7 protein-coding genes are annotated in these 10,966 nt (G+C 51.5%); all 7 read right to left on the bottom strand.

Translation table 11 applies throughout. The features are described 5' to 3' along the window. Nucleotides 1-623 (bottom strand): formylglycine-generating enzyme family protein (locus IQ273_RS24175; protein WP_228053759.1); only part of this gene is annotated, 623 nt, incomplete at its 3' end. A 145-nt stretch (nucleotides 624-768) separates the two neighbouring features. After that, the gene (locus IQ273_RS24170; protein ID WP_194025703.1) at nucleotides 769-3,048 is read right to left on the bottom strand and encodes an SUMF1/EgtB/PvdO family nonheme iron enzyme; all 2,280 of its coding nucleotides are present in this window, start codon (nucleotides 3,046-3,048) and stop codon (nucleotides 769-771) included. Between the two features lie 431 nt (nucleotides 3,049-3,479). Further along, nucleotides 3,480-6,164, bottom strand: coding sequence for an AAA-like domain-containing protein (locus IQ273_RS33990; RefSeq protein ID WP_228053754.1), 2,685 nt, complete (start codon nucleotides 6,162-6,164; stop codon nucleotides 3,480-3,482). Further along, on the bottom strand, nucleotides 6,161-7,267 hold the full coding sequence (locus IQ273_RS24160) for a VWA containing CoxE family protein (protein ID WP_194025702.1): 1,107 nt from the start codon (nucleotides 7,265-7,267) through the stop codon (nucleotides 6,161-6,163). Before IQ273_RS24160 ends, IQ273_RS33990 begins: the two co-directional genes overlap by 4 nt. Next, on the bottom strand, nucleotides 7,264-8,250 hold the full coding sequence (locus tag IQ273_RS24155) for a MoxR family ATPase (RefSeq protein WP_194025701.1): 987 nt from the start codon (nucleotides 8,248-8,250) through the stop codon (nucleotides 7,264-7,266). Before IQ273_RS24155 ends, IQ273_RS24160 begins: the two co-directional genes overlap by 4 nt. Beyond that, nucleotides 8,247-9,257, bottom strand: a complete 1,011-nt coding sequence (locus IQ273_RS24150; protein WP_194025700.1) for a hypothetical protein — start codon at nucleotides 9,255-9,257, stop codon at nucleotides 8,247-8,249. Before IQ273_RS24150 ends, IQ273_RS24155 begins: the two co-directional genes overlap by 4 nt. Before the next feature lie 39 nt (nucleotides 9,258-9,296). Further along, a complete protein-coding gene (locus tag IQ273_RS24145; protein WP_228053752.1) occupies nucleotides 9,297-10,655 on the bottom strand; it encodes a CHAT domain-containing protein in 1,359 nt (452 codons plus the stop codon). Nucleotides 10,656-10,966 lie beyond the last annotated feature (311 nt).

Genomic DNA, 10,966 nt, shown 5'->3' with positions numbered 1-10,966 from the left:
CGTGCAGTCGTTCTTCGAAAGGCGACCACTGCTACAGCGCTCATGAACGGGGGTGCTGACCTTCTCTCAGACCCTGCAATCCGCCAATCTAGCTGTCGCGTCACCTCTATGTACTTGACATTTGATAAATTCGCTAAACTTCCCGTCAGTTTGGAGCCAAAGTAGAAAGGCGTATTGGTATTAGCCCGGCAAGCATATTCCCATTCGGCTTCACTAGGCAATCGATAGGCACGGCCTGTGTGTTTGCTGAGGCGATTGCAAAACTCTACCGTGTCATACCAACTCACCGACTCTACTGGATTCTGATCGCCTTTGAAACGAGACGGGTCAGGGTCTAAGGCTTGATTCTGCTGGGGCATGGCAGCCATAGCACGCCACTGAGCCTGCGTGACAGGATATCGCCCGATAAAAAAGCCTGGGACGGTGACTGGATGCTGGGGCTGTTCGTTGTCATCCCCTTGAGAGTCATCATCGGCAGAACCCATGTCAAAATCGCTACCTGGCACCCAAATCATATCTAGTTCCTCCTCCTCCCTGAGTTGTTCCGTGAAGTAACGAACGGTTTTAGTTTTGGGCTTAAAGATGAGATCCGCCATGTTGAAAGCTGTAATGGAACCAGTCAATGCCTCAATTGCTCTACCAAGTTAACTGACCCCGGTTGATCTTTGGATACTTCAAGCTCCAATTACCTCTCCAATCGGAGATTGGGAATACTGTCGGCATCACTATCAATTCAGTTGCAACTCTTTAGCAAAGGTGAAATCTGCTTTAGTCAGCCTGTAGGTGTTCATGAGTTGGCAGAAATTCGAGCAAGTTATCAATATAATCATTCAACTGACGAACTCCATTAGGTGGCAACTGACTAGGGATGTTCGTCTTCAGAGATTCGAATGCAAATATGTAGGCTTTGTCATCTAAAGCAATTGGAGTAACTGGCTCCACTAGGCTATTATTTCTCCCCCAGATCAAACAATGACTCAAATTCTCTAGAAATTGTCCCAGCGTGAAATAAAAAGCCTCGACGCTTTTTTTAGAGGCTTGTCTCCTGATCAAGGGGTACTGGGCGAGTGCAGATTTTCCAAGTTTCTCAGCCATCCCATCTTCACGCTGTTGATCAAGCCACTCGGCCACCACTTTGGCCTCTTCAAGTTCGCTTTGAAAAGTCTTTAATGCTTCTACTTGCTTGTTCAGCCCTTCTACTTCTATTTGCTGCTGCTCTGCTTTCGTGCGTTCTTTTCTTGAAAGATCAGGGTCGCAAACTACCCGAAAACCAAGATAGTAGGAGGATCCGCGTGGAACGTGTCGATACGAGGAACGACACATTCCTGGACAAACTCCCCAGGAACCGCCACGACGGACGCGTGATTCATTTGTTACGCCCTCGTCAGTCCATGCAGTGCCATCCGTCGGTGCTCCCTCATAGTCGTCGTGGTAATGATCTAGGCACCACTCCCAAACACTGCCATGCATATCGCATAAGCCAAAGGTATTCGTCACACCAAAGTGATCAACTGGGACTGTTTCCCCTCGATAATCCCCCTTTGGTCCCCGACCATAAGAACCAGACCAGCTGCCATTTAGGTCATCTTTACCGTCGTAGTTCACCAGTTCAGTCGTGATAGTTTCACCAAAGTGAAAAGGGGTTGTAGTGCCTCCACGGCAAGCGTATTCCCATTCCGCTTCGCTAGGTAGGCGGTAAGTGCGCCCTGTATAGAGGCCCAGCCTGTCGCAGAACTCTACAGCTTCATCCCAACTTACCAAGTCCACTGGACGCCTGTATCCCTTGAACTCTGAAGGATCTGGCTTCAGCTCTCGATTGACCTGAGGTAAGGTCTCCGCCACCCAGCGCCACTCCGCCTGCGTCACCGGATACTTGCCCATGAAGAATTCCGGCACCCGCACCTCATGCTGGGGGCCTTCATTGCTCTGCCGTTCTGGCTCATCCTCCGGCGAGCCCATCACAAAGCGCCCCGCTGGGATTTGCATCATCTCGATGCTCAAGTCGTCGGTCAGCCGCTCGCGATAGCCCTGCACCGTTGTCGTGCACCGACGCAGCTTAAGCTGGTCACGATATTTGTAATCCTCGTTCCAGCTATCTTGCGGCTTTAAGGTACCAGTCAGCACTTGAAAGACATGCTGTTGAAAAGCTTCCAGACTTTTCCACTTTTTTTGCAGTTCGCTCAAGTTTGCTAGTGAATATGCTGTTCCACCACCAATTGTAGGAGGCTCGAACCCAAGTACCTCCCTTTGGTGAGGAAGCTGAGACCAGTCGTCTTCATCAGGCATCCAAACTATCCGCACCCAACGGAAGTAGCCTGCTGAATTTTCTCTAACCTTGCTATCAAGAACTTCAACGACGTGGGTAATTTTTGCTTGTTGGTTGAGGAGCATCAAATCACCTTTATAAAGTGATTTAGCTCCTCTACCAGTTGATGGCCAATACAAATCAAAAACGCGTTCTTTTATTGGTTCATCCATCTGCGGAAGGCGTTCAGGGGTATAAGCCCATTTACCATTAGGATCACGAATGTTCTTGATAAACAGAATCTTTGACGGGTCACACTCACTGAGTTCCTTTCCTTGAAGCGACTGTGGTGATACAGAATTAGTCTTCACTTTCTGAATTTCAGCAATTTTCTCAGGCGGCTCCTGAGAACGCAAAATCGCTTGGATGGCCTCAAGCAGGGTTTGCTCCGCCTCGACTTCAGTTTTCTCAGCCAGATTGATGCCAGCAACTAACCCCAGATATCCTATTGGCTCACAGTTCTCGACCTTGATTGGGATTAGATAATGCCGCATGGAGCCCATATTGACTGTGCTCAGACCTGATGGGGTAGCAGCATCTGCTTTTAGCAAGGCTGGCGACAGAATGAGCAGAACCCGCCGATATTGCTGCATCCCCTGCTGCATGACTTGAACAAAGCTGCTATGAGGTCCCGTTTCTAAGGACTCAGCGTCAACGGTGTAACCATTGTCTTCCAGCACCCAGGCGAGCCAGTCGGCCCAGGCTTGATCAGCACTGGTATAGCTGATGAATACGTCCTTCACGACTGTGTCCAAGTAGCCACATCGCCATCATCATATCGCTCTCGGCCCGGTGAACTGATGTTGAGAGAGTCCCGGATGCTCAGAGAATCCAGAATCTAGAATTCAGAATCCAAAATCGTCCCCCTGCCCTCCTGACTCCTGACTCCTGACTCCTGACTCCTGACTCCTGACTCCTGACTCCTGACTCCTGACTCCTGACTCCTGACTCCTAGCTCCTAGCGCTCAATTTCCCCAAAAATTTCGAGGCGCTCAGCGCCCAAGAGGGTAAGAGGGTAAAAGGGAGAAAGCGTTACTCAAGAGCCCTGGGGGCAACACAAATCACACGAAAACCAATGATGAAGTCGGATCCGCGCGGACCGTTGATGAAGCGGCAGGCAGAACGGCAATTCCTCGGATTGTAGCCCCAGGCACCGCCGCGAAAAACGCGAGGTTTATTTTTCCTCGGCCCCTTCATCAATCCACGCGCTGCCATCCGTCGGTGCGCCTTCATAACTGCTGTGATAGTGATCCAGGCACCATTCCCAGACATTACCGTGCATGTCTGACAGGCCAAAGGCGTTATCTACTCCAAACCGACCTACTTGATTGGTTTCACCAATGTGATCGCCTCTTGGCCCATCGTTGTAGTTTTCAGAGCAGGAATAATTTGCTAACTCCGGTGAAAGGGTTTCACCAAAGTGAAAGGGCGTTGTTGTGTTGGCTCGACAGGCATATTCCCACTCGGCCTCGCTGGGCAGTCGATACTCTCGCCCGGTGTAAATGCTCAATCGCGCACAAAATTCCATCGCGTCGAACCACGATACTCTCTCCACCGGGCGGTACACTCCCTTAAAGTGAGACGGATCTGATGCTAGATCCTGTTGCACTCTGGGTAACGCTGCTACAAATTCCCATTGCCTCTGTGTCACTGGGTAGCGCCCCATATAGAACCTTGGTACCTGCACCCAACGCTGCGGCCCTTCACGGCTCTGCCGTGAAGGCTCATCCTTTGGCGAACCCATCACAAAACTGCCACCGGGTATCGCCACCATTGACAGGGTGATCTCCTCCCCCAGCGGTTCCTCATATAGCTCCGCATCTCGCAGCTCCCGCGTAATCTGCCACTCACCAATGCTCTCATCTCGCGCAATGGTCGCCACCTCAAACGAGAAGACAATCAATCTTGGCGTAGACTCTGTTGGTGTATCAGAGGTATCAATGCCCAAAGCCTGCCGAAAATACTGGCGATATAGATTACAAAATGGAACTACGCTACGACCACTCTGAACTTTAACCAAGCCCATACTTTCTAATTTGAAGGCTTCTGTCGCACTAATCTGAACCGACGTATCTGCCTCAACTACCTGGCGGAATGCTGCGAGTAGTTCTGGATATTGCTCCAAAGCTAACAAGTGATGAAGTAGATGCTCGCGATATACTCCCCCATCAGTCAGTACTTGATCAATAAATTCGTACGGAACATTTGACTGAGAAATTTCATGCAGCGCAAGCTGCCATAAGTAAGGATTACCACCAATCAAAGCTGCCAATGATGATAACCAGGTGATAGAAAAATCTATTTGATAGAGTTGGGCTAAAGTCAGTACTTCCGGCTGGTTAAACTCTCTAATTACAGTTGTGAACCCAACATTGAAAGGTGACTGTTTGAGGTCTAAAGAAACATAACTCTCTGAGGAATGCGCCAGCACTAGCCGCAGTTTTCTAAAGTTTTTACTGTGTTTTCCTGATTCATTCCAAGCGCGTAATAAACCAAAAAAATCGGCGGCAATATCCGGTTGGCTAATCACCCGATCTAACTCATCCAGACCTAACGCTAAGGGCTTTTCTAACTGCGCTAGCAAATATTCCTCAAAATAGTGGTTGCAATTCTCCTTACTACCAAACATGTCGTCCCAATAGTCGCTAATTCTGTTGGATAGGCTCAGTTGCCGCCCAACTCTTACACACAACCATTTGAGTAGTTGATCCAGATCCTTGAAAACTTCCTCGTCAGCAAGCTGAAAGTTAATGAGTATACTGACACAACCTACTTCTTCAGCATGGTTAAGAATCCTAGCCATCAGGGAAGTTTTGCCCATTTGACGAGGACCTTTGATACGAATCAGACAACCGGGATGTTCAATCGCCTCAAAGCACCGACTTTCAATTGGGGGCCGTTCCACATAAAAGGGCGAGTAGAGAGGAAGCGCACCTCCAGTAATATAAGTTGCCTCTGTTTCAGGTCTTTCGTTGGGAACGGTGGTCTCTGCTTCAAATTCAAGAGTAGCGACTTGAACCGTGAAAATTTTTAAGTTGGGGAAGTTATTGGCAACATTATTTGCCTCAAATCGTCCTGTCTCAAACGTTAGTGTCTTAATTGGTGGGAACCCTTCAAGCCGTTCTTCTTGGGTTGAAGGTAATTCAATCGGAAGGGCACTGGGGGTAAACGTATAGTTCCCAATTTGATAAGACTGCTCGGCTTCCTCTTGGGTTACCGCCTCCGGTTGCCGGAGCAACCGCTGCACCAACGCGGCCCAATCCACCAGCTCCGGTGTCGCCTCTAGTTGCGGCGATAGCTCCTGGGTCAGCCGCGTCAGATAGGCCAACTCTGCGCGAATGCTGTGGGTTGATTCCCCTTGAGCCTCCGCCGATTCCAACTGCTTCAGCCGTTCGGCAATCTCCTGAGTCACCTGCTGGCACGACTCATCCCCCAGATAGGTCATCGCCGCCAGCCGCTGGGCATCCAATTCTCGCTGGCGACGCTGAGGATTCATGCGGCTGAGGAAACTCACATAGGTGATCAGCACCTGAGCAACTTCCACCTGGCGCTGCTGCCAGCGGGGCTCGGCCTTCATCTGGGCCAGCAGATAGGCCCGCACCTGAGTATCCATGGTGTATAACTCATAACCCACCTGGCTACACAGATCCGATAGCAACAGATCCACTTCCGCTTCCCAGGGTACATTTGCCTCACGCAAGAACCGCGTTCGCAGATAATGCACCAACTCAGGCGTCAGCACCAACGGCAACGCCGCATGATAAGCCAACTCGCGATAGCCCGTATGATTAAACCGGGCCACAAAGGCGTTTACCTTCGCAGCGGCGACTTGTCCGTCATCTATCACGGAATCTGTCATGCTCCTCCCGCGTTGCCATGCTTCAACGGTTGCCCCCGAACCACATCGATCGCATTGCTCAGACCTTCATTATCCATCTGAAACATGGGGACAGACTGGGCAATCACCTCCGCCGAGCTGCCCTCCCACCGGCTCTCAGGCATCGGGTTCAACCAGGCTAGCAAGGTCGTATAGCGCTTGAGCTGCTGCAAAAAGCGAATCGTCCCCCGCACGCGATCACGCATTCGATAGCCCCGCGCCGCCCCCGCATCGCTTAACACCAACACGCTAGTGCTTTCATCACAAGTCGCCAAAGCCTCCGCCAGCAGCACCGGCATAGTTAGATACGGATCGCGAAACACGCTGCCAGCGGGCACATTCTGGAAATAGTACGCCTCGACATTCTCCGGGTCAAGGCTGCTTTCTTTACTTGCCGTCTCCACCAGATCCCTCGTGAAGTGGTGAAAGGGCGTCATCGAACCATTTTGGTCGATGAGCAGCAGGAGGCGGGCAGCATTGCGCAGTTTGCGCACGTACACGGGCGCGAGATAAAAGCCCTGGCGAGTCGATTGCTGCACTGTGGCTGCAATATCCAGCACCGTCTTAGGGCCATCCGCGACGGGACGGCGGAGATAGCGCCAATTGTAGACGAGCGATCGTCGCGAGATCGGGTAATACGACTGCAACGTCGCCACATTCTCTTCCGGCATAAACAGTGTGGGAGCCTGCACTGGCAAGGCTCTCATTTCGGGGTCGGAGCGTTTTTCCCGTTGGGTCATTTGCGGCATCGCGACTGGAGACTGCTGCTGAGAAACCGATTCTATCTGCCGCTGGCGGAGATCGGACGCGGCCCGTCGCCGTTCCGGAAACGGGGGTCGCCGTCGCCTCTGGGCCTGAACTTGGGCTAATACTGATTGCCAGGCCGGATCAAACTGCGTGTAGTCAATCAGAGAATGGCACCATATCAGCTTTAAAGTGTCTTCCAGCGCCTCGGCATCCGCCGCAAAATCCGCTTCCACCGCTGCTTGACGAGCAGCCAGATACTCACTGACCCCCAGCTTTAAGTTGGAGCGCAGCCGCAAAAACAAGCGGAGAACCACCTCTTGGGGATCAAAATCACTCATGAGGCCTTCGCTGAATTCCGCCAGTCATCCTGCCGCTTAAACAGCAGCTCTCGATAGGGCAAGTGGGTGTCTGCGTTGAGCTGCCCGGTGCTATAAGGATCATCCTCAAAGGCATGGAGGGCCTTGAGCCAGTCTAAAAACTCACTGGTACCCGGTGGCTTAAACCACTTCAGGTTCTTTCGCTCCGTCAAAAACTTGTCCGCTGCTGCTGTTTGCAACTCATCTGTTGGTGCCGCCTCGCTTTGAATCTCATAGTGGCGCTGCACGATTTTCTTCAGCGTGTCAGTCTGGTTAGGAAAGTCTAGGTACCGATACAAACAGCGGCGCAGGAAAGGTGCGGGCAGATTACCTTTCTCTTTATTACTGGTGATGATGACGATGGGCTTGTGCTGCTCGTCCGCCGTGATCGTTTCCCTCGTCTCCCGAATGGTGAACGCCCACGGTTCATCCAGCACTGTGAGCAGGTCATTGGGGAAGTCTAGGTCAGCTTTGTCGATTTCGTCGATGAGCACGACAGCCGGGCGATCTCGCATCCGAAACGCCTTTCCCAATGGCCCGAAAGTCCGATAGTGCTTCGGATTTCCTGGATCTCGCTGGGCGGGTGGCTCATCGGGGTCCTCAGCTTCCGCCTCCGTCTGTACCGATGGCCTCTCCGCGCCTGCTATCTTCTGCACCTCTACATCATGCAACCGCAAAATCGCGTCATACTCATACAGCCCATCCTGCGCCCTGGTGCTTGATCGCACGTCCCAGCGATACAACGGTAAGCCCAACTCGTAAGCCACACTATAGGCCAGTCGCGTTTTGCCGCACCCGGCATCCCCTTCCAACAACAGCGGTCGCCGCAAAAACAGTGCTAGATTTACTGCTTTCTTCAGTGGCTCCGTCACCACATAGGGCTCCGGCTGTTGGGGGGCGTCTTTGTGAGCCGATTCAGGCTGAGGGCGATCGCCATAAAATTTCAGACGCTCAACTACAGTCATCGAAATAGCTCCTGGAGGTTGGCACAAACAAGTTGAGGAATGCCATCGCTGTTGCGATGAATTCGATTCGCCCGACGTTTGAGACCGAGGATGTCTTCAATTTTTAGGATAGGGGACAACGTCCGGAAGCGAACCAACCAGTCGTAAATGTCGTCTTCCGACCAGTCCGGCAAGGGCAAATCCAGCATCTTGTAGCAGTCGTAGACATCTCCCTCGCAGAAGTAAGCTGTTGGATAGTCGTGAGATGCACAGTCCAAAATTTCACTGTCGGCCACCAGCGCCACAATAAACTTGCTCTTGAATTTTTGCGAAACGGCTGAAACCTCATCGATCAGGGGCTTCCAGAACTCTTCAATAAACCATTCGAGGAAGTTCGCTTGTTCCAACAAGTCATCCAAACTTTTGATTTCCAGGAAAATAGTTGTGCCCTCGTCAATAGAGGTGCGAATCGTCTCGCGAATCTGTTGCTGTAGGTTCGCGACATCCTGGGCTTCTTCCAAATTGAGGTAACTTGCCAGACGAATCAAAAATTCAATTTCATCGAACCGAGAGATGGCTGAGTCCAAATCCACCGAATAACGGCGGTAAGCTCCAATCACCTGACCATCCACAATTTGGTCACCTAGCAGGACTTGCAATACTTCCTCAATGCAGAAGTGCCCCATCTGCTTCTTTGTCTTCTGCAAAAAGAAGAGCACTGCACCGCCTTCTTGATTCAGCGTTTGGCAAACTTGGGCAGCAATTGCTTTGGCTTGGTAATTATCTAACTTTTGGAGCGCCTTCTCAAAACCGCGATCGCGCACGGCTGGAGACTCTGATTCAGCATCGCATAAGGCCAGCTTTGCTTCTAACTCATCAATTTTCTTCAAAAGACTTTCAGCATCTTTGCCAAGGCGTAGGCGATCGCGCTCTGTGGCTGCTGTTTCTAAATCAGCCTCAACCGCAGCCAGTTCCTCTTCTAGCTGCGCCAACTGTTTGGTATAAAACTGCCGTCTGCGATCACTCACAATGATTGCTCAATCCGCTAATCCAACAAAATTCTATTTTTACCCGTGCAATTTGGCATTCAATTGCTCTATTTTCTTTAACAATCGTTCGGCGTCCTTTTCCAAACGGAGGTGATCGCGCTCGGTAGCTGCCGTCTCTAAATCTGACTCAACGGCAGCAAGCTGCTCCTCAAGCTGGGTAATTTGCCTTTGGTAGTAACCCTGGCGAGTGCTAGATACTGGCTCAGGACTTGTGGTAAGAGGTGACTCTATTTGCCCTTGTGTCATTAACTGAGACCATTCTGGTACCTGACTGACAGCAGGTATGGCTTCTGACGTTGGCTGTTGCGAGTCTGTTTTCATAAACAGTTGCGCTGTCTCATTTTCCCGCCATCGCAGATACATCACCGGACGATACCACTGATTCCCCTCCACTCCCATCCACTTACGCCCCTCACTCAACGCCACCAGCGTTGACTCGCCCTGCCCTAGTAATCGATAAAACTGTTCTGCAAAGTCTCGGGCCTCTTTGACCCGCACACTGTACTGCATCGCTACCACCGCCGGCACCTGAGCATCGATTAACTGCTGAGCCGTTCCGTTAAAAACCGACTCTCCCGTCACTGCCATACCTGACTGACAGGCACTCAACACCGCCAAGGCAATGCCCTTGTCCGCTACTAAAGCCGCCAAACTCCGAGCACTGACAAAATCCGCCTGGCCCTGATCGTCTTCAAACGCCAAAAATCCTTGGGCGTCTGGTAACGGGGCACCACAATTCTGACACATCTTTACCTTGGTACTGGCGTGCAAATGCTCACACGCCTTACAGCCCTTACCAAAGATGCCATGACCATCAAAGTGAATCACTTGGGGTGGGTTAGCCGTTTCTGTCAGATAAGCACTCAACCCGCGCCAGGTCGGTGTCGGCAACTGCTCCAGAGAGACTGCTTCTACCTTGACAATGCCTGCTCGAATCGCCTCCGGTTCAGCATCCGACAGTTGACCAATATCGTTAGCCCGTGGCGAAACCAACAACACGTAGAGGCGATCGCCCAATGGTTGCTGAGGGGGGACCGCATCATAGGCAATATAGCGAGATAGCTGCACCCGTCGATGTAGCAAAAACCGTTGCCTGTCGTGGATCAGTTCCCAGGGGTAATCTGCTAAGCGCGATCGCTGAGCAGATTCCGCCGCAAATGTCAGCCTAAGGTGGAGCTTGACACCGTCTCGCTCTGCAAAACGCAGAGCTGACTGAAATGCCTGTCCTAAACTTTCATTGGGGGATAGCAAAGCCTGGAAGAGGGCCTGACCAATTTGAGTCAGATAATCAGGAGCAAAGCTGGGATGCCCCGGCGACAGGATCCCAGCCTGCACCATCCAATCCTGCTCCCCAGGATGTGTAAAATTCGTCGCCATGAACCCAGACGAACTTTCCAGCACCTTAATCACTGTTGTGCGCCAGTCCTGGTCCCCTACCCAAAAGGGCAACGTGGATTCAGACTCTGGATTGCTTCCCAGGGTGGAATCCACTACCAGTGCCCTGAACCGCATTAAGTCAATGGGGGTTAGGCGGAGTTCAAATAAGTGCAGTGGTGCAGTCCTAGTTCCAACTTATTTTGTGTCGGCTTTCCTGGGCAACGGCCTTCTGCCATTTAACGAAGAGGCAATCAGCAGGTTGCGCACCCAGTTGTCGTGATAGCGGAAACCGTTGAGTTGTTCAAAGGGGC

The sequence above is a fragment of the Nodosilinea sp. LEGE 07298 genome, from assembly GCF_015207265.1.
GTDB lineage: Bacteria > Cyanobacteriota > Cyanobacteriia > Phormidesmidales > Phormidesmidaceae > Nodosilinea.
The sequence above is the reverse complement of the archived record's forward strand: the minus strand, read 5'-3'. Positions and strand labels throughout refer to the sequence as shown.